We start from the raw sequence: 23127 nt of genomic DNA on the forward strand, positions 1-23127 counted from the left end.
CGAAGCGCTTCGACAGCCCTTTCGTGCTCCTTGGCCGGGCCGCCAACGCGTCGCTGGGCATCGGCTGAACGGACGCGCGAGGGGTGGTGGGGTCGGGCCGTTTCGGGTACGAACGATCCAGTAGCACGGGTCGGTAGCTAACGGTCCCCCATCATCCCTCTTCGCGGCGAGGTGAGCCTCATGTCCGCCCCCACCACCCCCCGTACCAACGTCACCGAGCGCGAGGCGCGTCAGGTGGCGGAGGCCGCCCGGGAACAGGACTGGCGCAAGCCCAGCTTCGCCAAGGAACTGTTCCTCGGGCGCTTCCGGCTCGACCTCATCCATCCCCACCCGCTCCCGGACGACGACTCCGTCCGGCGCGGCGAGGAGTTCCTCACCGCGCTGCGCGCCTTCTGCGAGACGACGATCGACCCGGCCCGCATCGAGCGCGAGGCCCGCATCCCCGACGAGGTCGTGGCGGGCCTGAAGGAACTCGGCGCCCTCGGCATGAAGATCGACCCCACGTACGGCGGTCTCGGTCTCACCCAGCTCTACTACAACAAGGCCCTCGCCCTGGTCGGCTCCGTGAGCCCCGCCATCGGCGCGCTGCTCTCCGCCCACCAGTCGATCGGCGTACCCCAGCCGCTGAAGATGTTCGGCACCCAGGAGCAGAAGGACGCCTTCCTGCCGCGCTGCGCCCGCAGCGACATCTCCGCGTTCCTGCTCACCGAGCCGGACGTGGGCTCCGACCCGGCCCGCCTCGCGACGACGGCCGTACCCGACGGGGACGACGGCTACGTCCTCGACGGAGTGAAACTGTGGACCACCAACGGGGTGGTCGCCGATCTGCTCGTCGTCATGGCGCGGGTGCCGAAGTCCGAGGGGCACAAGGGCGGCATCACCGCGTTCGTGGTCGAGGCGGTCTCGGAGGGCATCACCGTCGAGAACCGCAACGCCTTCATGGGCCTGCGCGGCATCGAGAACGGTGTCACCCGCTTCCACCGGGTCCGGGTGCCCGCGGCGAACCGCATCGGCCCCGAGGGCGCGGGCCTGAAGATCGCGCTCACCACCCTGAACACCGGCCGGCTGTCGCTGCCCGCGATGTGCGCCGGTGCCGGGAAGTGGTGCCTGAAGATCGCGCGCGAGTGGTCGGCGGAGCGCGAGCAGTGGGGCAAGCCGGTCGCGCTGCACGAGGCGGTGGGCGCGAAGATCTCCTTCATCGCGGCCACGACCTTCGCTCTTGAGGCCGTCCTCGACCTGTCCTCCCAGATGGCCGACGAGGACCGCAACGACATCCGCATCGAGGCCGCCCTCGCCAAGCTCTACGGCTCCGAGATGGCCTGGCGGATGGCCGACGAACTGGTCCAGATCAGGGGCGGACGCGGCTACGAGACCGCCGAGTCCCTGAAGGCGCGCGGAGAGCGGGCCGTCCCGGCCGAACAGATGCTGCGCGACCTGCGCATCAACCGCATCTTCGAGGGCTCCACGGAGATCATGCACCTGCTGATCGCCCGCGAGGCCGTCGACGCCCACCTGTCGGTCGCCGGTGACCTCATCGACCCCGACAAGTCCCTTACGGACAAGGCGAAGGCGGGCGCGAACGCGGGCGTCTTCTACGCCAGGTGGCTGCCCAAGCTGGTCGCCGGTCCCGGTCAACTGCCCACGTCCTACGGCGAGTTCAAGCACGGTATCGACCTGTCCGGGCATCTGCGGTACGTCGAGCGGGCGGCCCGCAAGCTGGCCCGCTCCACCTTCTACGCCATGTCCCGCTGGCAGGGCCGGATGGAGACCAAGCAGGGCTTCCTCGGACGGATCGTGGACATCGGCGCCGAGCTGTTCGCGATGAGCGCGGCCTGCGTACGGGCCGAGCGGCTGCGCGTCCAGGGTGAACACGGCCGCGAGGCCTACCAGCTCGCCGACGCCTTCTGCCACCAGGCCCGCATCCGGATCGAGGAGCTCTTCGGCCGGCTGTGGACCAATACGGACGGCCTCGACCACACGGTGGTCAAGGCCGTGCTCGCCGGGTCGCACACCTGGCTGGAAGAGGGAATCATCGACCCCTCCGGGGACGGCCCGTGGATCGCCGACGCGACCCCCGGACCGGCCACCCGGGAGAACGAGCGCCGCCCGTACGGCGCTTGAGGTCAGTTGCCCCAGGTGCCCTGGTTGACGGCGCAGTTCCAGCCGGAGCCGTGAAGCGTGAACTTCACGCCGTAGGAACGGGTGTTGAGCAGATGCGTGGGGATCCTCATCCCGAGGCTCGCCCTGCCCTTGAGGGTCCCCGCGTAGACGGACACCGACGTCGAGGAGTTGTGGGTGATCCGGCCGCCGGTCGCCCCGGCCTTGCCGAAGCGGAGGTTCTTGGTGTCCGTGACGGTGAACGTGACCCGCTTGAAGCCGGTCGCCGTCCTGCTCTTGATGCCGAAGTACAGACCCCCGTTGGTCACCCAGTGGTTCGAGCCGATGTAGAAGCGGCTCGGGTAGACGATGTCGACCGGGCAGCCGGCGGCCTTCGGCGTCTGCGCGGCGGCGAACGCGCCGCCCGCGAGACCCAGTTGAGCGGCGGCCAGCAGACCGGTCGTGGCCAGCACGGCCGTGGTCGTACGCATGCGCTTCATGGTGGTGACTCCTCCCCGTTTCGCCCTACTTGACGGGCGTCAACGGGAAGGATGCCATGATCCACGACCGCACGTGCGCGATTTCGCGCTACGGCAGCAGTACGTACGTCACCTTTACGTGCGTCAGCAGTACGTGTGCCCCGCGCCCGGCTTCGTCCAGGAGCACGAGGAGACCCTGGCCCCGTTCGCGCGAGTGAGCGTGGCCGTGTCCCGGTCGTTGTTCCAGACGTAGGCGCGGCGGCCCTGGTACTTGTCCGTCGCGGTGTCCGTACCGCGGCCCGTGTGGATCTTCATGTACTTCCCGGCGCCGATGCTGACGCTCTTGAAGACGTACCGGTGGTTGGAGGCGTCCTTCAGCACCCACCCCGCCAGCGAGACGGTCGTGCCGCCGGTGTTCTTGATCTGCACCCACTCGGCGTTGAGGCTGCTGTTCGAGCGGGTGTCCTTGCCGGGACTGTCGTACCAGACCTGGTAGATCCGCACGCCCCCGGCCGCCTGGGCCGGGGTGCTGAGCAGGGTGCCGGTGAGCAGGGCCGCGCCGGCGAGGGCGGGCAGGGCGGCGCGCAGCCGCACGGTACGTATCGACATGCCTGAAGAGTTATCACATGATCTTCACCAGTACTTCACATCGGGAGAATCACTCCATCCGGCAACGAAACCTGCTGACGCACCCGCCCGGGGGACGCCCTGTCCGGAGCGCTGCCCGATGCGGCAACAATGGAGAGATGACCGACAGCCCCGCCCATCCGGCACCCCTCGCCGATCCGCACCTCGTCTACGACCCTCTCGCGGGCGACGGCCCCAAGGACGTGGTGATCCTCGGCTCCACCGGATCCATCGGTACCCAGGCCATCGACCTCGTACTGCGCCACCCCGACCGCTTCCGCGTCACCGCCCTGTCCGCGAACGGCGGCCGCGTGGCCCTCCTCGCCGAGCAGGCCCGCCGGCTGCGGGTGCGCACCGTCGCGGTCGCCCGCGAGGACGCCGTGGCGGCCCTGCGCGAGGCACTCGCCGCCGAGTACGGCGCGGGGGAGCCGCTGCCCGAGATCCTCGCCGGACCGGAGGCGGCCACCCACCTCGCCGCCTCCGACTGCCACACGGTCCTGAACGGCATCACCGGCTCCATCGGCCTCGCCCCGACCCTCGCCGCCCTGGAGGCCGGCCGCACCCTCGCCCTCGCCAACAAGGAGTCGCTGATCGTCGGCGGCCCGCTCGTCAAGGCGCTCGCCGAGCCCGGCCAGATCATCCCGGTCGACTCCGAGCACGCCGCCCTCTTCCAGGCACTGGCGTCGGGAACGCGGGCCGACGTCCGCAAGCTGGTGGTGACCGCCTCCGGCGGCCCCTTCCGCGGCCGTACCAAGGCCGAACTGGCGCACGTCGGCGTCGAGGACGCCCTCGCCCACCCCACCTGGGCGATGGGCCCGGTGATCACGATCAACTCCGCGACCCTCGTCAACAAGGGCCTGGAGGTCATCGAGGCACACCTCCTCTACGACATTCCCTTCGACCGCATTGAGGTGGTCGTGCATCCCCAGTCGTATGTTCACTCGATGGTCGAGTTCACCGACGGATCCACGATCGCCCAGGCGACGCCCCCCGACATGCGCGGGCCCATCGCCATCGGACTGGGCTGGCCCGAACGCGTCCCCGACGCCGCGCCCGCCTTCGACTGGAGCAAGGCCTCCACCTGGGAGTTCTTCCCGCTGGACGACGAGGCCTTCCCCTCGGTGAACCTCGCCCGGCACGTAGGGCAGCTCGCGGGCACGGCTCCGGCGGTGTTCAATGCGGCCAACGAGGAGTGCGTGGAGGCCTTCCTGGGCGGCGCACTGCCCTTCAACGGGATCATGGAAACCGTCACCCGGGTCGTCGAGGAACACGGCACCCCGGTCACGGGAACCTCACTCACCGTGTCGGACGTCCTCGAAGCGGAGACCTGGGCACGAGCCCGGGCCCGTGAACTGACAGCCACGACGGCGACCGCGGAGGCGCGTGCATGACGTCCCTGATGTTCATCCTCGGCATAGTGGTCTTCGCCGTCGGCCTACTCGTCTCGATCGCCTGGCACGAGCTGGGCCACCTCTCCACGGCCAAGCTCTTCGGCATCCGCGTGCCGCAGTACATGGTCGGCTTCGGCCCGACCGTCTGGTCGCGGAAGAAGGGCGACACCGAGTACGGCATCAAGGCGGTCCCGCTCGGCGGCTACATCCGAATGATCGGCATGTTCCCGCCCGACGAGGCGGGCCGGGTCTCCGCCCGCTCCACCTCGCCCTGGCGCGGCATGATCGAGGACGCCCGCTCCGCCGCCTTCGAGGAGCTCCAGCCCGGTGACGAGACGCGCATGTTCTACACGCGCAAGCCCTGGAAGCGCGTCATCGTCATGTTCGCCGGCCCGTTCATGAACCTGGTCCTGGCGGTCGCGCTCTTCTTCACGGTCCTGATGGGCTTCGGCATCCAGCAGCAGACGACGACGGTCGCCTCCGTCTCCCCCTGCGTCATCGCCCAGAGCGAGAACCGCGACACCTGCAAGAAGTCCGACCCCGCCTCCCCGGCCCAGGCCGCCGGCATGCAGAAGCGCGACAAGATCGTCTCCTTCGACGGCAAGCGGACGAAGGACTGGAACACCCTCTCCGACCTGATCCGCGACAGCGCCGGCAAGACGGTCCCGATCGTCGTCGACCGCGACGGCAAGCAGCTCACCCTGCACGCCACGATCGCCACGAACCTGGTCGCCAAGAAGGACTCCAGCGGCACGTACGTCCGGGGCAAGTACGTCAAGGCCGGCTTCCTCGGCTTCAGCTCCGCCACCGGCGTGGTCCACCAGAGCTTCGGCGAGTCCGTGACCTGGATGACCGACCGGGTCGGCGACGCCGTCGACTCCCTCGCCGCCCTGCCCGCCAAGATCCCGGCCCTGTGGAACGCCGCTTTCGGCGACGGCCCGCGCGAACCGGACTCCCCGGTCGGCATCGTCGGCGCGGCCCGCATCACCGGCGACATCGCCACCCTGAACATCCCCGCTTCCCAGCAGGTGGCGATGTTCGTGATGCTGCTCGCCGGCTTCAACCTCTCCCTGTTCCTGTTCAACATGCTCCCGCTGCTCCCCCTGGACGGCGGGCACATCGCGGGCGCCCTGTGGGAGGCCCTGCGCCGCAACCTGGCCCGCGTCCTGCGCCGCCCGGACCCCGGTCCGTTCGACGTGGCGAAGCTGATGCCGGTGGCGTATGTGGTGGCGGGGATCTTTGTTTGCTTTACCGTTCTCGTCCTGATTGCGGATGTGGTTAACCCAGTGAAAATCTCGTAGCCAAACGCCGTTGGCGGCGGCCCGGAGGATGATCTTCCGGGCCGCCACCCATCGGGTGGGTTTGCCGGACGGGATGTGCTCCCGCCGGGGCCGGTGCCGTAATCTCGAAGCCTGGAGCCCGCCGATACGGGACCGGATCCTGATCCACGACTTGGGGTTGCACAGCAGATGACTGCGATTTCTCTCGGCATGCCGTCCGTTCCGACCAAGCTCGCCGAGCGCCGGAAGAGCCGGCAGATCCAGGTCGGAAGCGTGGCCGTCGGCGGAGACGCACCCGTCTCGGTCCAGTCGATGACCACGACCCGTACGTCCGACATCGGCGCCACCCTCCAGCAGATCGCCGAGCTGACCGCGTCCGGCTGTCAGATCGTCCGCGTGGCCTGCCCCACCCAGGACGACGCCGACGCCCTCGCCACGATCGCCAGGAAGTCCCAGATCCCGGTGATCGCGGACATCCACTTCCAGCCGAAGTACGTCTTCGCCGCCATCGAGGCCGGCTGCGCCGCGGTCCGCGTCAACCCCGGCAACATCAAGCAGTTCGACGACAAGGTCAAGGAGATCGCCACGGCCGCCAAGGACCACGGCACTCCGATCCGCATCGGCGTCAACGCCGGCTCCCTCGACCGGCGCCTGCTCCAGAAGTACGGCAAGGCGACCCCCGAGGCCCTGGTCGAGTCGGCCCTGTGGGAGGCGTCCCTCTTCGAGGAGCACGACTTCCGCGACATCAAGATCTCGGTGAAGCACAACGACCCGGTCGTCATGATCGAGGCGTACAAGCAGCTCGCCGCCCAGTGCGACTACCCGCTCCACCTCGGCGTCACCGAGGCGGGCCCGGCCTTCCAGGGCACGATCAAGTCGGCCGTCGCCTTCGGCGCGCTCCTCTCCCAGGGCATCGGCGACACGATCCGCGTCTCCCTGTCCGCGCCCCCGGTGGAGGAGGTCAAGGTCGGCACCCAGATCCTGGAGTCCCTGAACCTCCGCCAGCGCGGCCTGGAGATCGTCTCCTGCCCGTCCTGCGGCCGCGCCCAGGTCGACGTCTACAAGCTCGCCGAGGAAGTCACGGCGGGTCTGACCGGCATGGACGTCCCGCTGCGGGTCGCGGTCATGGGCTGCGTCGTGAACGGCCCGGGCGAGGCCCGCGAGGCCGACCTCGGTGTGGCCTCCGGCAACGGCAAGGGTCAGATCTTCGTCAAGGGCGAGGTCATCAAGACCGTCCCCGAGTCCAAGATCGTCGAGACCCTCATCGAGGAGGCCATGAAGCTGGCCGAGAAGATGCAGGACGCGGGCGTGGAGTCGGGCGAGCCGTCGGTGTCCGTCGCGGGCTGACCCCTGGATTTCCGTGAGTCCCGTCACCACTCGGTGGCGGGACTCAGTCGTACCTCCGCCCAGACGAACTTGCCGGGCCGCCGTGGCGTGACACCCCACTTGTCCGCGAGCGCCTCGACCAGGAGCAGGCCCCGGCCTCCCTCGCCCTGCGGGACCCGCAGCTCGGGCAGGCACTCGGTACGGGTGTCGGAGACCTCCAGCCGCAGGGTCGTACCTGCTCCGGTGAGCTTCAGGTGGAAGTCCCGTCCGGGTACGTGCCCGTGCCGGACCGCATTCGCTGCGAGTTCGGCTGCGATCAGCGTGAGGGTTTCGTTCGCGGGCCCGGCGTAAGGGTGCCCCCACTCGTCCAGCCGGTGCGAGACGAGCCGCCGGGCGAGGCGTGCGCCGCGCGGGGTCGAGGTGAAGCGCATGGCGAATTCGTGGGTGAATTCGTGGGTGGAGATTTCTGACTTCATGCCGTTTACGCTCCCGCACGCTCAGTAACGTTGAACAGCGGCTGCACCAGGACTGTTCACGCGTTGTACGAGCGTGAGGTGCCGCTGTACCTACGCGCGCCGTGACCGACAGTGGCGGCGAGACATTGGGGGTGTACGTGAGCGAGGAAACACAGGAACCGGAGAGCGCGTCCGAGCCAGCGTCAGGCATTCCGCTCGCCTTCGGGCGCTTGCTGAAGAGGTTCAGGACGCAGGCCGGGATGGAACGCGCCCAACTGGGTTCCCTCACCGGCTACTCGGCGGCGACCATCGCGTCGTTCGAGCAGGGCAGGCGGATCCCGCCTCCGAAGTTCATCGTGCGGGCCGACGAGTTGCTGAACGCTCGCGGGGCACTGACCGATTTCCTTGAGGACATGGAGAAGGCCCAGTATCCAGCCTTCTTCCAGGACGCTGCGGTGCTGGAGAAGAAGGCGGTCACTTTGTACTTCTTCGCTGTGCAGGGGGTTCCGGGCCTGTTGCAGACGGAGGACTATGCGCGGGCGGTGTTCACCATGCGGCGTCCCCTGCTGGACGAGGTGACCATCGAGCAGCGGGTGGAGGCGAGGCTGGCGCGGCAGGAAGTCTTCGCGAGGAAACCGGCACCCACCATGTCTTTCGTCATGGAGGAGGCCGTAGTGCGCAAGCGTCTGGGTGGATCGACCGTCTGGCGAGGCCAGTTGGAGCAGATTCTGCTCGTCGGTGAACGGCGTAACGTCCAGATCCAGCTGATGCCGGACGACCGCGAAGAGCATGCGGCGCTCGCTGGACCGTTCAGCTTGATCGAGACAGAGAATGGGCGCAGGATCGCTTACATGGAGGCGCACAAGCACAGCCGCCTCTTCGTCGACCGCACGACGGTCAGGGAGCTGGAAGAGCAGTACGGCCTCCTGCGCGCCCAAGCCCTGACCCCACGCGAATCGCTGGCCCTCGTAGAGAAGTTGCTGGGAGAGACATGAACGTAGAAGAGTCGTCCGAGCTGACGTGGTTCAAGAGCAGCTACAGCAGCGGCGAGGGCGGCGAATGTGTCGAGGTCGCCCCCACCCCCACCACCATCCACATCCGTGACTCCAAGCAGAACCCCTCCACCGCCCCCACCCTCATAGTGCCCCCCGCCGCCTGGCAGGCGTTCCTCGGGCTCGCGCAATCCTGAACGCGGCTTTACCGCCCCTTGGTGCCGCTCTCGATTGCGAACGCGTCTTGCCAACCAGGGTCTCCGGACCGATGAGTTGGCTGACGGGGGAGGGGCGCGGCACCATGGGTGACCAGGGCGGCGGCGACGGCAAGATTCTCGACATCAAGATCGAGGATCTGAAGAAGACGGCTCCGCATTTCCATACGCACAGCACCGATCTGAGCAAGGCGCTGACCAAGCTCAAGACGGCGCTGGCGGCGGCCGGTTCGCCGTGGGGCGACGACAAGCAGGGCAAGGAGTACGGATCGCGGTACGTTCCTGGCGTTCACCTGTAGCGCGGACGTACTCGCCGCGCATCTGAGCGGCTTCCGGCCGGGACCGGACGGCTCGGACGACGGCCCGCACGTCTTCCGCGGCAGGGTCGACGCCAAGCGGCACGCGACGCTTCCCGACCCCTGCGAGAAGACCTTCTATGAACGCTGAACCGAACGCCGATCTCGCCGAACTGAGCAGCTACGACCTCTTCTACGTGCACTTCGGCGAGCGGCACTGCTCGGCCACCCTCGGATTCACCGACCGGGCAGGCCACGAGGCCTTCGAGTTCTTCCTCGTCTTCACCGAGGTCCGGAACGTGACCGTGCGCGGCTGGGCAGCTCCGGGGCGCAAGAACGTACAGCTTCGAAGAACAGGCGACGGGATCATGATGTCGGCCGAGGCCGAGGGCTCTGCGCCGAGCTTCCGGGCGGCGGACATGTCGGTGCAGCGGGCACGCTCGTTCCGAGCCTGGCCGCAGGAGGGCTGAGCCACCGTGGACAGCGGAATCCGTGTCGCCTCACCCGACTTACTGGTCCCCTTGAAGGACGCCCGCCCTCCCGTCGGCCTGCTCCACACGGCCCGGATGCGGGGGCAGGAGATGCGCGACGTCGACGGGGTGTTCACCCAGTTCTACGAGGCGCTCCGCCTCCCCGACCACTTCGGCTGGAACTGGAACGCCCTGCGGGACTGCCCGCGCGATCTCCACTGGATCGCTGCCACGCGCTTCCTCGTCGTCATCGACGACGCCGACGCGGTCCTGTCGGAAGGCCCTGACGAACGCGAGATCCTCTTGCGGGCCCTGGACGACGCCGTGACCTTCTGGGCGGGGAGACCCGGATCGCCGGGGCAGGAGAGGAGCACCTTCGAGGTCGTGCTGCTGGGTCCGCCCGCAGCCGGATCTCACCACTAAGCGCTCCACCACCCCTCGGGGTACAGTGCGGAGGATCAGCAGATCCCCAGCCCCGAGGCCCCGCACGTGTTGACCCAGACCACCTCACGGGTGCTCGAACCGAGCGACCTGGACGCCGCGCTCGCCGTCCTCCACCGCGAGCCGGTCACGAACGCGTTCGTGACCTCGCGCGTCCAGATCGCCGGCCTCGACCCGTGGCGGCTCGGCGGCGAGATGTGGGGCTGGTACGAGGACGGCATGCTCACGTCCCTGTGCTACGCGGGGGCGAACCTGGTGCCCATCTGTGCGACTCCGAGGGCTGTACGGGCCTTCGCCGACCGGGCCCGCAGGGCCGGGCGGCGCTGTTCTTCCATCGTCGGGCCCGCCGAGGCCACCGCCGGGCTGTGGCGTCTGCTGGAGCCGCACTGGGGGCCGGCTCGTGAGGTCCGCTCCCATCAGCCGCTCATGGTCACCGACCGGATGTCCGCCGACGTCGCCCCGGACCCGTACGTCCGCCGCGTCCGCAAGGACGAGATGGAGACGATCATGCCGGCGTGCGTGGCGATGTTCACCGAGGAGGTCGGCGTGTCCCCGATGGCCGGGGACGGCGGGCTGCTCTACCAGGCCCGCGTCGCCGAGCTCGTCGGCGCCGGCCGCTCCTTCGCCCGCGTCGACGAGCACGGCAAGGTCGTCTTCAAGGCCGAGATCGGCGCCGCGACCAGCCAGGCCTGTCAGATCCAGGGCGTGTGGGTCGCTCCGGAGTACCGGGGCAGGGGGCTCGCGGCACCGGGCATGGCGGCGGTCCTGCGGTACGCCCTCGCCGACGCCGCCCCCGTGGTGAGCCTGTACGTGAACGACTTCAACACGGCGGCGAGACGGACGTACCACAGGGTCGGCTTCCAAGAGGTGGGCGCGTTCATGAGCGTCCTCTTCTGAAAGTCACCGCTCCTGCGCTCACATCCCCGCGTCGCACTGCCCCCGGTCGCCCGCCGGCCACTCCCGCCGTACAGCCGAACCCCCGCCACCGGCTTCCCTGTACCCTCCCGGCATGGACCTCGTCATCGGCCCCCTGGACCTCGCCGCCCACGTCGACGAGGCCTTGGCCGTACAGGCCGTCGCCTTCGGGCTCGGGCCCGACGAGGTCGCCGTACGCCGGCAGATCGTCCAGCGGCACATGCAGTACCGGGGTGCGCGGGCGCTCGGGGCCACCAGCCGGGGGCGTCTGGTCGGGTTCGTCTACGGCATGCCGAACTCCCGCACCCACTGGTGGTCCACCGTCGTGGAGCCCTACCTCCGGGCCAACGACAACGCCGACTGGCTGGACGACTCCTTCGTCATCACCGAACTGCACGTCCACCCCGGTCATCAGAACCGGGGCATCGGGCGGCGGCTGATCACCATGATCACCGACTCCGCCGCCGAGCCCCGCTCGATCCTCTCCGCGATCGACACCGACAGCCCCGCCCGCGGTCTGTACTTCTCCCTCGGCTACGTCGACCTCGCCCGCCAGGTCCACTTCCCGAGCGCGCCGCGGCCGTACGCCGTGATGGGCGCCCCCCTGCCGCTGCGCGCGCGCTGACCGATTTCCGCCCGCACAGGCGGCCCGGCTAACCTCCTGACATCACCCTTACCCGGCAGGAGTACGAGAGCCATGGCGAAAGCACCGGTCCAGCGCATGTCCCAGTTGATGGCGAAGACCCTGCGCGACGACCCGGCGGACGCCGAGGTCCTCAGCCACAAGCTCCTCGTCCGCGCCGGCTACGTCCGCCGCACCGCCGCCGGCATCTGGAGCTGGCTGCCCCTCGGCAAGAAGGTCCTCTCCAACGTCGAGCGGATCGTGCGCGAGGAGATGGACGCCATCGGCGCCCAGGAGGTCACCCTCCCCGCGCTGCTGCCCCGCGAGCCGTACGACGCGACCGGCCGCTGGGACGAGTACGGCCAGGAGCTGTTCCGGCTCAAGGACCGCAAGGGCGGCGACTACCTCCTCGGCCCCACCCACGAGGAGATCTTCACCCTCCTCGTCAAGGACCAGTGCACGTCCTACAAGGACCTGCCGGTGATCCTCTACCAGATCCAGAACAAGTACCGCGACGAGGCCCGCCCCCGCGCCGGCATCCTGCGCGGCCGCGAGTTCCTGATGAAGGACTCGTACTCCTTCGACACCGAGGACGAGGGCCTCGCGAAGTCCTACGCCCTGCACCGCGAGGCCTACCAGCGCATCTTCGAGCGCCTCGGCCTCGACTACCGCATCTGCGCCGCGACCGCCGGTGCCATGGGCGGCTCCAAGTCCGAGGAGTTCCTCGCCCCGGCCGAGGCCGGCGAGGACACCTTCGCCGACTGCCCGAACTGCGACTTCGCCGCCAACACCGAGGCGATCACCTACGCCCTCAAGCCGGTCGACGCGGCGGACGCGCCCGCGCTGGAGGAGATCCCCACCCCGGACACCCCCACCATCGAGACCCTGGCCGCCTCCCTCGGCGTCCCCGCCTCCGCCACGCTGAAGAACCTGCTGGTCAAGGTGGACGGCGAGATCGTCGCCGTCGGCGTGCCCGGCGACCGCGAGGTGGACCTGGACAAGGTCGAGGCGCACTTCGCCCCGGCCACCGTCGAGATGGTCACCGAGGCCGACTTCGCCGCCCGCCCCGACCTGGTGCGCGGCTACGTCGGCCCGCAGGGCCTCGGCGAGAAGGTCACCTACATCGCCGACCCGCGCGTGGCCCCCGGCACCTCCTGGATCACCGGTGCCAACAAGGACCAGACCCACGCCAGGAACGTCGTCGCGGGCCGTGACTTCGAGGTCGCCGAGTACGTCGACGTCGTCGTCGTGCAGGAGGGCGACCCCTGCCCCCAGTGCGGCACCGGCCTGAAGCTGGACCGCGCCATCGAGATCGGCCACATCTTCCAGCTGGGCCGCAAGTACGCCGACGCCCTCAAGCTCGACGTCCTCGGCCAGAACGGCAAGCCCGTCCGCGTCACCATGGGCTCCTACGGCATCGGCGTCTCGCGTGCCGTGGCCGCGCTGGCCGAGCAGAACGCCGACGACAAGGGCCTGGTGTGGGCCAAGGAGGTCGCCCCGGCCGACGTCCACGTCGTCGCCGCCGGCAAGGCCCTGCAGACCGAACTGGCCCTCGACGTCGCCGAGAAGCTGGCCGCCGCGGGCGTCCGCGTCCTGGTCGACGACCGGGCCGGGGTCTCGCCGGGCGTGAAGTTCACCGACGCCGAGCTGATCGGCGTCCCGCAGATCCTGGTCGCCGGCCGCCGCTCCGGCGAGGGCGTCGTCGAGCTGAAGGACCGCAAGACCGGTGAGCGCGAGGAGCTGCCGGTCGAGGACGCGATCGCCCGCCTCACCGCCCAGTAGGCCCTCGGCGACGCACAAGCCCCCTGGGACCCGCGGTGGTCCCAGGGGGCTTGTGCGTCGCGGCTCGCCGCCGGTCGTCGAAGCCTCCTGAGCCTCTTACAGCCAGCCGGCGAACTCCAGCAACAGCTCGCCGTCCTTCGGCCGTCCCACCCGCAGGGCCCGCACACCCGACTCCACCGCCCGGAACAGGGTCCAGCCGCGCAGCCGCTCCTGGTCGACCTCCAGGGACTCGGCGAGCCGCTTGATCCGCCGCCGTACGGTCGCCGCGCCCGAGGGCGACGCGATCAGGTCCTCCACCCGGTCCCGCACCAGCCGCGCCAGATCGAAGGCGCACTCGCCGGCCACCGGATCCGGACCCACCGCCAGCCACGGCATCCGCTCCCCGGACAGCACCTTGCTCTGCCGGAACGTGCCGTGCAGCAAGCGGTGTTCGGGCGGCGCGGCGAGCAGTTCCTCGCGGGCCGTGAGCGCCGCGTCGACCAGCGGTGCCACCTCCGGGCCGGCGTCCGCGCCCGCCCGCATCGCCGTCGCCTGCCGCCCGGTGCGCTCGGCGACCGTCTCGAAGACATGGTCCGCGGGCGGCTCGACCCACAGCCGGCGCAGCGTCCCCGCCGCCTCCAGCAGCGCCTTCGCCTCCGGCAGCGACCGCACCGACACATCCGGGTGCAGCCGCTCCAGCAGCAGTACGCCCTCCTCGGCCCCGTCCTCCAGCAGCTCCACGGCGCTCAGCCCGCCCCAGTGCGCCAGCGCCGCCCGCTCGCTCTCCGGGCGGGCCCGGGGCGGGGCCAGCTTCAGCACCGCCGGGGTGCCGTCGGCGCGCCGCACCAGCAGCACCAGGCTGCTGCGCCCGCCCGGCACCTGCACCCGCTCCACGGTCAACTCCCGCTCGGCGACGGCCCGTTCGGCGGCCTTGGGCAGCTCCGCCAGCCAGGCGTCGCCGTCCGGTGCCGTCTCACCGAGCGCCTTGACGAGGCGCGGCGGCGGTTCGAAAGCCATGCGCGAGCGTTTCCCTTCGGGTCAGAAATCGTGTCGTTGCGGAGCGGGCCGGGTCACCGGCTCACGGTGACACCGAGGCGGAGGCCGACGGGGTCGCACCGGCCGGGCCCGTCCCCTCGGCGACTCCTTCGGCGGCCCGCTCGGCGAGCCCAGGGAAGGCTACGCTCTGCCCGCTCCAGCGCGCCGCGCGCACCGCGGCCTCCCGCAACGCCCCGGCGGCAGCGCCGCGCCGCGTGCCCGTCGCCGCCCGCACCAGGTCCGCGTACGCCCCGGCCAGGCGCTGCTCCAGCTGTGCGGCGAGCCGCAGCGCCGCCGCCGCGTCCGGCACCGGGAAGGGCAGCGCGTAGGCGGCGTCCGCGGCGACCGGCAGGCCGCCCAGGTCGCGCACCTCGCGGGCCAGCGCGTCGCGGCCGGCCCGGTGGGCGTTCCAGGCCGTCAGTGCCTCGGCGCGGCGCGCCTCGGCGATCCGGCCGCCGACGACGCCGTACCCGTACACCGCCGCGTGCTCCGCCGCCAGCGCCGCCTGGAGCGCGGTCAGCTCGGCCTTCCTGGCCTCGTCCTTGGTCCTGTCGCCGCTCATTTGGCCCCCTCCGCCAGCAGGTACGCGTGCGCCGCCCCGGCCGCCGCCACCGACGCCAGCAGCCGCGCCGGCTCGCCCGGCACGTCCAGCAGGGCCTTGGCGCGCCGGTCGGCGAGCGTGCGCTCGGCCGTCGCCAGCGCGGCCAGGGCGTCCTTCTCGGCGGCCGGGACGGCCGGGGTGGGAGCGGGAGAGGCCGAGGACTTCCCGGGCGTGGGGGGCGTACCGTCCGCGAACGCCGCGACATGGGCCGCCACCTGCGCCCGCAGCGGCCGCAGCCGGTCCGCGAGCCCGGGGTGGGCGGCGAGGACGGCGTCGTAGCGCGCCAGCAGCGCCCGGCTGTCCGCGGCCGCACGCGCGCGTGCCCGCTCGGTCACCGAGGGGGTGCCGCCGCCCGAGCCGGGACCGGACGTGCAGCCCGCCAGCAGGGCGGCACCGGCGGCCGAGGCGAGCAGGGTTCTCCTCCGCGGACCCGAGAGGGCGCGCGGGGTTGGCGGGTACGGCACGGCTGACGTCCTCGGGGGGCTCGTACGAACACACGGGCGGGAGGGCGGCCCGCCGTGATCACGGTACCCGCGCATCCCCTCGCTTCATGTCACCGGCTCAGACAGGCCACCCAAGGGGCGCTCGGGTGCACCGGACGCCCGCCCCCGCCCCGGGCGGGGACAGCGACACCCCCCGCGACCGGATACCCTTTGACCAGACACGCGACCCATCCCACAACAGCACACGCGGCCGAGGAGTCACCCGGATGAGCACCACCCAGAGCGAGAGGCTGCGAGAGCTGCTGGAACCGCTCGTCACCTCCCAGGGGCTGGATCTCGAAGAGATCGCTGTGGACTCCGTCGGACGCAAGCGGGTGCTGCGCGTGGTCGTCGACTCCGACGAGGGAGCCGATCTGGACGCCATCGCCGATGTGAGCCGTGCGCTCTCGGCGAAGCTCGACGAGACCGACGCGATGGGCGACGCGGCGTACGACCTGGAGGTCGGCACCCCCGGCGCGGAGCGCCTCCTCACCGAGCACCGGCACTTCGTGCGCGCCACCGAACGGCTCGTGAAGTTCCAGCTGACCGAGGGCGGCGAACTGGTCGCCCGGATCCTGACGGTCGACGAGGACGGTCTCGACGTCGAGGTCCCCGGAGTCAAGGGCCGCAAGGCGACCAGCCGCAGGCTCGGCTTCCCGGAGATCGCCAGGGCGCGCGTGCAGGTCGAGTTCAACCGCAAGGACATGAAGGACATGAAGGAAGAGGAGGAGGCGTAGCCGTGGACATCGACATGAGCGCCCTGCGGGGCTTGGTCAGGGAGAAGGAGATCTCCTTCGACCTGCTGGTCGAGGCGATCGAGTCGGCCCTCCTCATCGCCTACCACCGCACCGAGGGAAGCCGCCGACACGCGCGCGTGGAGCTCAACCGGGAGACCGGGCATGTGACCGTGTGGGCGAAGGAGGACCCCGAGGACCTGGAGGAGGGCCAGGAGGCCCGCGAGTTCGACGACACCCCGTCCGGCTTCGGCCGGATCGCGGCGACCACCGCCAAGCAGGTGATCCTCCAGCGGCTGCGCGACGCCGAGGACGACGCGACGCTCGGTGAGTACGCCGGCCGCGAGGGCGACATCGTCACCGGCGTCGTCCAGCAGGGCCGCGACCCGAAGAACGTGCTGGTCGACATCGGCAAGCTGGAGGCCATCCTGCCGGTGCAGGAGCAGGTTCCCGGCGAGACCTACCCGCACGGCATGCGCCTGCGGTCGTACGTCGTCCGGGTGGCGAAGGGCGTCCGCGGTCCGTCCGTGACCCTGTCCCGCACGCACCCCAACCTGGTGAAGAAGCTCTTCGCCCTGGAGGTGCCGGAGATCGCCGACGGGTCGGTCGAGATCGCGGCGATCGCCCGCGAGGCCGGTCACCGCACCAAGATCGCCGTACGGTCCACCCGTTCGGGCCTGAACGCCAAGGGCGCCTGCATCGGCCCGATGGGCGGCCGGGTGCGCAACGTGATGGGCGAGCTGAACGGCGAGAAGATCGACATCGTCGACTGGTCGGACGACCCGGCGGAGATGGTGGCGAACGCCCTGTCACCCGCTCGGGTGAGCAAGGTGGAGGTCGTCGACCTCGCCTCCCGTTCCGCCCGGGTGACCGTGCCGGACTACCAGCTGTCGCTGGCGATCGGCAAGGAGGGGCAGAACGCCCGCCTCGCCGCGCGCCTCACCGGCTGGCGCATCGACATCCGCCCGGACACCGAGCAGCCCGCCGAGTAGGAGCCGGGCGGCCCGGCGCCCCCGGGCCGCAGGGAATGGATCCAAGCCGCAGATCGTTGGGTTGACAGCTGGTTTGCGACAACAGCCGTTCGATCTTTCCCCCGGAGGGGTGAGGTCGGTGCGGGGAGGTAGACTTAACTGTGTCTGGCCGGACGCACGCCCGAGCATGCCCTGAACGCACCTGTGTGGGGTGCCGGGAGCGGGCGGCCAAGAACGATCTCCTGCGGATCGTGCGGATCGAGGACGCGTGCGCCCCCGATCCGCGCGGTACGCTGCCCGGCCGGGGTGTCTATGTACATCCCGCCCTGGTCTGTCTCGATCAGGCGGTACGCCGCCGGGCGTTCCCGCGGGCACTTCGCGCCCCGGGAGCGCTCGACACAAAGGCGTTGCGCCAGTACGTCGAGCAGACAACAGTTGTCGAGCAGGCAACACCGTAAGGAAGTGGCGCGCGGACCGTCCGCGTGACCAGGTACCCCGCGAGTTGGAAGTAGGTCGAGATTGCGATGAGCACTCGATGAGCACGCGATGAGTACGCCCATGAAGTAGCGACGGTCCGGACGCAAACCCGGACCTCAAAGGAGCGAAGTGGCTAAGGTCCGGGTATACGAACTCGCCAAGGAGTTCGGCGTGGAGAGCAAGGTCGTCATGGCCAAGCTCCAAGAACTCGGTGAATTCGTCCGTTCGGCGTCTTCGACCATCGAAGCGCCGGTTGTACGCAAGCTGACCGACGCCTTCCAGGGCGGTGGCAACGGCAAGTCCGCCGGTAAGCCCGCCCCGCGCAAGGCTTCCCCCAGGCCCGCCGCGCCCTCTCCGGCGCAGGCGGCCCGTCCGGCTGCCCCGAGGCCGCCGGCCCCCAAGCCTCCGACGGCGCCTGCTGCCCCGCAGCCGGCCGCCTCGTCGGCTCCCGCGCCGTCCGCGCCGGCCCCCGGCCCGCGTCCGGTGCCGGGTCCCAAGCCCGCGCCGCGCCCGGCCCCGGCAGCCCCGGAGTTCACCGCTCCGCCGGCCGCTCCGGCCGCCGCCCAGACCCCGCAGGCCCCGGCCGCGCAGGGTCCGCGTCCCGGCGCCCGCCCCGGCGCCCCGAAGCCCGGCGGTCGTCCCGCTCAGGGTCAGGGCCAGGGTCGTCCGGGCCAGGGTGCCCCGCGTCCCGGTGGTCAGGCCCCGCGTCCGGGTGCCCGTCCGGCCGGCCCGCGTCCGGGCAACAACCCCTTCACCTCCGGTGGCTCCACCGGTATGGCCCGTCCGCAGGCCCCGCGCCCGCAGGGCGGACCCCGTCCCGGTGGCCATGGCGGCCCCGGTGCCCCCGGCGCCGGTCCGCGTCCGCAGGCCCCCGGCCAGCAGGGCGGCGGTCCCCGTCCGCAGGCTCCGGGCGGTTCCCGTCCGTCGCCCGCCGGCATGCCCCGCCCGCAGGGCGGCCCGCGTCCCGGCCCGGCCGGTCCGCGTCCGAACCCCGGCATGATGCCGCAGCGTCCCGCTGCCGGCCCGCGTCCCGGCGGCGGTGGCCCCGGTGGCCGTGGTCCCGGTGGCGGCGGTCGTCCCGGCGGCGGCGGCGGTCGTCCCGGCGGTGGCGGCGGCTTCGCCCGTCCCGGCGGCGGTGGCGGCGGCTTCGCCGGTCGTCCCGGTGGTCCCGGTGGCGGCGGCGGTGGCGGCGGCTTCGCCGGTCGTCCCGGTGGTCCCGGCGGTGGCGGCGGCGGTCGTCCCGGCTTCGGCGGTCGTCCGGGCGGTCCCGGTGGCCGTGGTGGCACGCAGGGTGCCTTCGGCCGTCCCGGCGGTCCGGCGCGTCGCGGTCGCAAGTCGAAGCGGCAGCGTCGCCAGGAGTACGAGGCCATGCAGGCCCCGAGCGTCGGCGGCGTGATGCTGCCGCGCGGCAACGGCGAGACCATCCGTCTCTCCCGCGGCGCGTCGCTCACCGACTTCGCGGAGAAGATCAACGCCAACCCGGCGTCCCTCGTCGCGGTCATGATGAACCTCGGCGAGATGGTCACGGCCACGCAGTCCGTCTCCGACGAGACGCTGCAGCTCCTCGCGGGCGAGATGAACTACGCGGTTCAGATCGTCAGCCCCGAGGAGGAGGACCGCGAGCTGCTCGAGTCCTTCGACATCGAGTTCGGCGAGGACGAGGGCGACGAGGAGGACCTGGTGGTCCGTCCGCCGGTCGTCACCGTCATGGGTCACGTCGACCACGGCAAGACCCGACTGCTCGACGCCATCCGCAAGACGAACGTCATCGCGGGCGAAGCCGGCGGCATCACCCAGCACATCGGTGCCTACCAGGTCTCGACCGAGGTCAACGACGAAGAGCGCAAGATCACCTTCATCGACACCCCGGGTCACGAGGCGTTCACCGCCATGCGTGCCCGTGGTGCGAAGTCGACCGACATCGCGATCCTGGTCGTCGCGGCCAACGACGGCGTCATGCCGCAGACGGTCGAGGCGCTCAACCACGCCAAGGCGGCCGACGTCCCGATCGTCGTCGCGGTCAACAAGATCGACGTCGAGGGCGCCGACCCGACCAAGGTGCGCGGTCAGCTGACCGAGTACGGCCTGGTGGCCGAGGAGTACGGCGGCGACACGATGTTCGTCGACATCTCCGCCAAGCAGGGTCTGCACATCGACTCGCTGCTGGAGGCCGTGGTCCTCACCGCGGACGCCTCGCTCGACCTGCGGGCCAACCCGGCCCAGGACGCGCAGGGCATCTCGATCGAGTCCCGTCTCGACCGCGGCCGCGGTGCCGTGGCGACGGTCCTCGTCCAGCGAGGCACCCTGCGGGTCGGCGACACGATGGTGGTGGGCGACGCCTACGGCCGCGTGCGCGCCATGCTCGACGACAACGGCAACAACGTCGCCGAGGCCGGCCCGTCGACTCCGGTCCAGGTCCTGGGTCTGACCAACGTCCCGGGCGCGGGCGACAACTTCCTGGTGGTCGACGAGGACCGTACGGCCCGTCAGATCGCCGAGAAGCGCGCCGCCCGCGAGCGCAACGCCGCGTTCGCCAAGCGCACGCGCCGCGTGTCGCTGGAGGACCTGGACAAGGTGCTGAAGGCCGGCGAGGTCCAGCAGCTGAACCTGATCATCAAGGGCGACGCGTCCGGATCGGTCGAGGCTCTGGAGTCCTCCCTGCTCCAGCTGGACGTCGGCGAAGAGGTCGACATCCGCGTCCTGCACCGCGGCGTCGGTGCGGTCACGGAGTCCGACATCGACCTGGCGATGGGCTCCGACGCCATCGTGATCGGCTTCAACGTCCGCGCGGCCGGCCGCGCGGCGCAGATGGCCGAGCGCGAGGGCGTGGACGTCCGGTACTACTCGGTCATCTACCAGGCGATCGAGGAGATCGAGGCGGCCCTCAAGGGCATGCTCAAGCCGGAGTACGAAGAGGTCGAGCTCGGTACGGCGGAGATCCGCGAGGTCTTCAAGTCGTCCAAGCTGGGCAACATCGCCGGTGTCCTCATCCGCTCGGGCGAGGTCAAGCGCAACACCAAGGCGCGCCTCATCCGCGACGGCAAGGTGGTCGCGGAGAACCTCAACATCGAGGGTCTGCGTCGCTTCAAGGACGACGTCACCGAGATCCGCGAAGGCTACGAGGGTGGTATCAACCTCGGAAACTTCAACGACATCAAGGTCGACGACGTCATCGCGACGTACGAGATGCGCGAGAAGCCGCGGGCGTAACGGCCGACGGATTCTGATGCTGGCCGGCGGGATCTCGGTCCTGCCGGCCAGCTCGCCGTTCCCAAAGGCTCCGCCCCCGGACCCCGCTTGCCCACCGGCCCACTCGTCCCGGTCGGCTGAAAGGGCACCCATTCAGCCAAGCGAGTCGGATGGCTGGTGGGCAAGGCCGGGGATCCGGGGGCGGAGCCCCCAGGTCGGCTGCGCAGGCCACGGTGCCGAAACCCTGTCGAGCCACCGGCAGGTACGCGGTACCGTTCTTGATGTCCCCGGCCACACGGCTACGGGGCCATCGATCCCGTACCGGCGGGTGAACCGGCTACACACATGTACGTGGGGACTCTGTCCTTCGACCTCCTCCTCGGCGACGTCCACTCGCTGAAGGAGAAGCGCTCCGTCGTCCGCCCGATCGTCGCCGAACTCCAGCGGAAGTACGCGGTGAGCGCGGCCGAGGTGGACCACATGGACCTCCATCGCAGGGCCTGCATCGGCCTGGCGCTGGTCTCCGGCGACGCGGGGCACCTGAGCGACGTACTCGATCGGTGCGAGCGGCTGGTCGCGGGCCGCCCCGAGGTGGAACTGCTCTCGGTCCGACGGCGTTTTCACGGCGACGACGACTGAGCGACGACTGAGCGACGACCGAGCGACGACGACTGAGCACAGAACGAAGAAGAAAGAACGGGAGACGGACCAGTGGCCGACAACGCGCGGGCGAAAAGGCTGGCGGACCTCATCCGAGAGGTGGTGGCCCAGAAGCTGCAGCGCGGGATCAAGGACCCGCGGCTCGGCTCGCACGTCACCATCACGGACACCCGGGTCACGGGTGACCTGCGGGAGGCGACCGTCTTCTACACGGTCTACGGGGACGACGAGGAGCGGACGGCCGCGGCCGCCGGCCTGGAGAGCGCCAAGGGCATCCTGCGCTCCGAGGTCGGCCGCGCGGCCGGTGTGAAGTTCACGCCGACCTTGACCTTCGTCGCGGACGCCCTGCCGGACACCGCCCGGACCATCGAGGACCTCCTCGACCGGGCCCGGCAGTCCGACGCCGCGGTGCGCGAGGCGTCCGCGGGCGCCGCGTACGCCGGCGAGGCGGACCCGTACAAGAAGCCGGGTTCCGACGAGGAGACGGACGACAGCGCCGAATGACCAGCAAGCCCACCCCGCCCGACGGCCTTGTCATCGTCGACAAGCCGTCGGGCTTCACTTCGCACGACGTGGTCGCCAAGATGCGCGGGATCGCCCGGACCCGCCGCGTCGGCCACGCCGGCACCCTCGACCCGATGGCGACCGGCGTGCTGGTCCTCGGCGTCGAGCGGGCCACCAAGCTCCTCGGCCACCTCGCGCTGACCGAGAAGGAGTACCTGGGCACCATCCGCCTGGGCCAGAACACGCTCACCGACGACGCCGAGGGCGAGATCACCTCGTCCACCGACACCGCCAAGGTGGCCCGGGAGGCCGTCGACGCCGGCATCGCCAAGCTGACCGGCACCATCATGCAGGTGCCGTCCAAGGTCAGCGCCATCAAGATCGACGGCGTGCGGTCGTACAAGCGCGCCCGCGAGGGCGAGGACTTCGAGATCCCGGCCCGCCCGGTGACGGTCTCGTCCTTCACCGTGTACGACATCCGGGAGGCGGTCGCCGAAGACGGCACGCGGGTCCTCGACCTGGTCGTCTCCGTCGTCTGCTCCTCCGGCACCTACATCCGCGCCCTCGCCCGCGACCTGGGCGCCGACCTCGGCGTCGGCGGCCACCTCACCGCGCTGCGCCGCACGCGCGTGGGGCCGTACAAGCTGGACGCGGCCAGGACCCTGGACCAGCTCCAGCAGGAGCTGACCGTGATGCCCGTCGCCGAGGCCGCCGCGGCCGCGTTCCCGCGCTGGCAGGTGGACACCAGGCGGGCCCGGCTGCTGCTGAACGGCGTACGGCTCGACATGCCCGACGCGTACGCGGGCCGCGGCCCGGTGGCCGTCTTCGACGGGGAGGGCCGTTTCCTGGCGCTCGTCGAGGAACAGAAGGGCAAGGCCAAGAGCCTGGCCGTCTTCGGCTGAGACAGCGCTTCCGGGGCGTGCGCGGCACGGACGCGTGTTCGCCCGTGGAGCGGCGGCCTGCCACGGGGCGGGCTCCTGCCGCCGCTCCACGGTCCCCCCTCGGTTCCCCCATCCCTAGGGCTATCCAGCGGCACCCGCCTATTCACCCGTCCGGGCAGGCGCTCGGAGTGAACCGGGGGAGCGGACGGGGGCGCGTTCGCCACGC

At 70.8% G+C, this 23127-nt stretch carries 25 protein-coding genes; 19 read left to right on the top strand and 6 right to left on the bottom strand.

Going from position 1 to position 23127, the window contains the following annotated elements:
- The first annotated feature begins 180 nt into the window (after nucleotides 1-180).
- On the top strand, nucleotides 181-2121 hold the full coding sequence (locus ACZ4MF_RS21180) for an acyl-CoA dehydrogenase family protein (RefSeq protein WP_467493480.1): 1941 nt from the start codon (nucleotides 181-183) through the stop codon (nucleotides 2119-2121).
- A gap of 2 nt (nucleotides 2122-2123) precedes the next feature.
- Here the strand turns inward: ACZ4MF_RS21180 and ACZ4MF_RS21185 are convergent, their stop codons facing one another.
- Nucleotides 2124-2588, bottom strand: a complete 465-nt coding sequence (locus ACZ4MF_RS21185; RefSeq protein WP_467493481.1) for a hypothetical protein — start codon at nucleotides 2586-2588, stop codon at nucleotides 2124-2126.
- A gap of 132 nt (nucleotides 2589-2720) precedes the next feature.
- Nucleotides 2721-3185, bottom strand: coding sequence for a lamin tail domain-containing protein (locus ACZ4MF_RS21190; protein WP_467493482.1), 465 nt, complete (start codon nucleotides 3183-3185; stop codon nucleotides 2721-2723).
- Between the two features lie 137 nt (nucleotides 3186-3322).
- Here ACZ4MF_RS21190 and dxr point away from each other — a divergent pair, with 137 nt between their 5' ends.
- From dxr to ispG, 3 genes are all read left to right on the top strand, one after another.
- Nucleotides 3323-4594, top strand: a complete 1272-nt coding sequence (dxr, locus tag ACZ4MF_RS21195; RefSeq protein WP_356024413.1) for a 1-deoxy-D-xylulose-5-phosphate reductoisomerase — start codon at nucleotides 3323-3325, stop codon at nucleotides 4592-4594.
- 8 nt (nucleotides 4595-4602) lie between these two features.
- Entirely contained in the window at nucleotides 4603-5895 is a 1293-nt protein-coding gene (locus tag ACZ4MF_RS21200; protein ID WP_467493533.1) for a M50 family metallopeptidase, read from the top strand.
- A 168-nt stretch (nucleotides 5896-6063) separates the two neighbouring features.
- Nucleotides 6064-7221 carry a flavodoxin-dependent (E)-4-hydroxy-3-methylbut-2-enyl-diphosphate synthase gene (gene ispG / locus ACZ4MF_RS21205; RefSeq protein ID WP_467493483.1) on the top strand — a complete coding sequence of 386 codons (1158 nt, stop codon included), beginning with the start codon at nucleotides 6064-6066 and terminating at the stop codon, nucleotides 7219-7221.
- 23 nt (nucleotides 7222-7244) lie between these two features.
- Here the strand turns inward: ispG and ACZ4MF_RS21210 are convergent, their stop codons facing one another.
- Nucleotides 7245-7676, bottom strand: coding sequence for an ATP-binding protein (locus ACZ4MF_RS21210; RefSeq protein ID WP_467493484.1), 432 nt, complete (start codon nucleotides 7674-7676; stop codon nucleotides 7245-7247).
- A gap of 137 nt (nucleotides 7677-7813) precedes the next feature.
- On the opposite strand from ACZ4MF_RS21210, the gene ACZ4MF_RS21215 reads away from it, so the two are divergent.
- From ACZ4MF_RS21215 to ACZ4MF_RS21250, 8 genes are all read left to right on the top strand, one after another.
- Entirely contained in the window at nucleotides 7814-8650 is an 837-nt protein-coding gene (locus tag ACZ4MF_RS21215; RefSeq protein WP_467493534.1) for a helix-turn-helix domain-containing protein, read from the top strand.
- Nucleotides 8647-8844 carry a DUF397 domain-containing protein gene (locus ACZ4MF_RS21220; protein ID WP_467493485.1) on the top strand — a complete coding sequence of 66 codons (198 nt, stop codon included), beginning with the start codon at nucleotides 8647-8649 and terminating at the stop codon, nucleotides 8842-8844. The genes ACZ4MF_RS21215 and ACZ4MF_RS21220 overlap by 4 nt, the downstream gene beginning before the upstream one ends.
- Before the next feature lie 71 nt (nucleotides 8845-8915).
- On the top strand, nucleotides 8916-9161 hold the full coding sequence (locus tag ACZ4MF_RS21225; RefSeq protein ID WP_467493486.1) for a hypothetical protein: 246 nt from the start codon (nucleotides 8916-8918) through the stop codon (nucleotides 9159-9161).
- A 137-nt stretch (nucleotides 9162-9298) separates the two neighbouring features.
- The gene (locus ACZ4MF_RS21230) at nucleotides 9299-9628 is read left to right on the top strand and encodes a hypothetical protein (RefSeq protein WP_467493487.1); all 330 of its coding nucleotides are present in this window, start codon (nucleotides 9299-9301) and stop codon (nucleotides 9626-9628) included.
- A gap of 6 nt (nucleotides 9629-9634) precedes the next feature.
- Nucleotides 9635-10051 (top strand): barstar family protein, encoded by a 417-nt coding sequence (locus ACZ4MF_RS21235; protein ID WP_467493488.1) that lies wholly within the window; start codon nucleotides 9635-9637, stop codon nucleotides 10049-10051.
- 66 nt (nucleotides 10052-10117) lie between these two features.
- On the top strand, nucleotides 10118-10966 hold the full coding sequence (locus tag ACZ4MF_RS21240; RefSeq protein ID WP_467493489.1) for a GNAT family N-acetyltransferase: 849 nt from the start codon (nucleotides 10118-10120) through the stop codon (nucleotides 10964-10966).
- Nucleotides 10967-11078: 112 nt separating this feature from the next.
- On the top strand, nucleotides 11079-11609 hold the full coding sequence (locus ACZ4MF_RS21245; protein WP_467493490.1) for a GNAT family N-acetyltransferase: 531 nt from the start codon (nucleotides 11079-11081) through the stop codon (nucleotides 11607-11609).
- 72 nt (nucleotides 11610-11681) lie between these two features.
- Nucleotides 11682-13388 carry a proline--tRNA ligase gene (locus tag ACZ4MF_RS21250; protein ID WP_467493491.1) on the top strand — a complete coding sequence of 569 codons (1707 nt, stop codon included), beginning with the start codon at nucleotides 11682-11684 and terminating at the stop codon, nucleotides 13386-13388.
- A 96-nt stretch (nucleotides 13389-13484) separates the two neighbouring features.
- On the opposite strand, the gene ACZ4MF_RS21255 is transcribed toward ACZ4MF_RS21250, so the two are convergent.
- The 3 genes from ACZ4MF_RS21255 to ACZ4MF_RS21265 all read right to left on the bottom strand — a co-directional run bounded on the left by ACZ4MF_RS21255 (nucleotide 13485) and on the right by ACZ4MF_RS21265 (nucleotide 15467).
- On the bottom strand, nucleotides 13485-14384 hold the full coding sequence (locus ACZ4MF_RS21255; RefSeq protein ID WP_467493492.1) for an aminoglycoside phosphotransferase family protein: 900 nt from the start codon (nucleotides 14382-14384) through the stop codon (nucleotides 13485-13487).
- Between the two features lie 61 nt (nucleotides 14385-14445).
- Complete coding sequence (locus ACZ4MF_RS21260) at nucleotides 14446-14964, bottom strand: ferritin-like domain-containing protein (protein ID WP_467493493.1); 519 nt, start codon at nucleotides 14962-14964, stop codon at nucleotides 14446-14448.
- Complete coding sequence (locus ACZ4MF_RS21265; RefSeq protein ID WP_467493494.1) at nucleotides 14961-15467, bottom strand: hypothetical protein; 507 nt, start codon at nucleotides 15465-15467, stop codon at nucleotides 14961-14963. The genes ACZ4MF_RS21260 and ACZ4MF_RS21265 overlap by 4 nt, the downstream gene beginning before the upstream one ends.
- Before the next feature lie 245 nt (nucleotides 15468-15712).
- Here ACZ4MF_RS21265 and rimP point away from each other — a divergent pair, with 245 nt between their 5' ends.
- The 7 genes from rimP to truB all read left to right on the top strand — a co-directional run bounded on the left by rimP (nucleotide 15713) and on the right by truB (nucleotide 22922).
- Entirely contained in the window at nucleotides 15713-16222 is a 510-nt protein-coding gene (gene rimP, locus ACZ4MF_RS21270) for a ribosome maturation factor RimP (RefSeq protein WP_467493495.1), read from the top strand.
- 2 nt (nucleotides 16223-16224) lie between these two features.
- Nucleotides 16225-17211 (top strand): transcription termination factor NusA, encoded by a 987-nt coding sequence (gene nusA / locus ACZ4MF_RS21275; RefSeq protein WP_071375657.1) that lies wholly within the window; start codon nucleotides 16225-16227, stop codon nucleotides 17209-17211.
- Nucleotides 17212-17351: 140 nt separating this feature from the next.
- Nucleotides 17352-17648: a YlxR family protein gene (locus ACZ4MF_RS21280; RefSeq protein ID WP_467493496.1), complete on the top strand. Its 297-nt coding sequence runs from the start codon at nucleotides 17352-17354 to the stop codon at nucleotides 17646-17648.
- A 148-nt stretch (nucleotides 17649-17796) separates the two neighbouring features.
- The gene (infB, locus tag ACZ4MF_RS21285; protein WP_467493497.1) at nucleotides 17797-20877 is read left to right on the top strand and encodes a translation initiation factor IF-2; all 3081 of its coding nucleotides are present in this window, start codon (nucleotides 17797-17799) and stop codon (nucleotides 20875-20877) included.
- A 324-nt stretch (nucleotides 20878-21201) separates the two neighbouring features.
- Nucleotides 21202-21495 carry a DUF503 domain-containing protein gene (locus ACZ4MF_RS21290; RefSeq protein ID WP_356024361.1) on the top strand — a complete coding sequence of 98 codons (294 nt, stop codon included), beginning with the start codon at nucleotides 21202-21204 and terminating at the stop codon, nucleotides 21493-21495.
- Between the two features lie 72 nt (nucleotides 21496-21567).
- Nucleotides 21568-22020: a 30S ribosome-binding factor RbfA gene (rbfA, locus tag ACZ4MF_RS21295; protein WP_071375654.1), complete on the top strand. Its 453-nt coding sequence runs from the start codon at nucleotides 21568-21570 to the stop codon at nucleotides 22018-22020.
- Nucleotides 22017-22922, top strand: coding sequence for a tRNA pseudouridine(55) synthase TruB (truB, locus tag ACZ4MF_RS21300; protein ID WP_467493498.1), 906 nt, complete (start codon nucleotides 22017-22019; stop codon nucleotides 22920-22922). The genes rbfA and truB overlap by 4 nt, the downstream gene beginning before the upstream one ends.
- The last annotated feature ends 205 nt before the right edge of the window (nucleotides 22923-23127 follow it).

The sequence above is a fragment of the Streptomyces sp. NPDC025793 genome, from assembly GCF_055558375.1.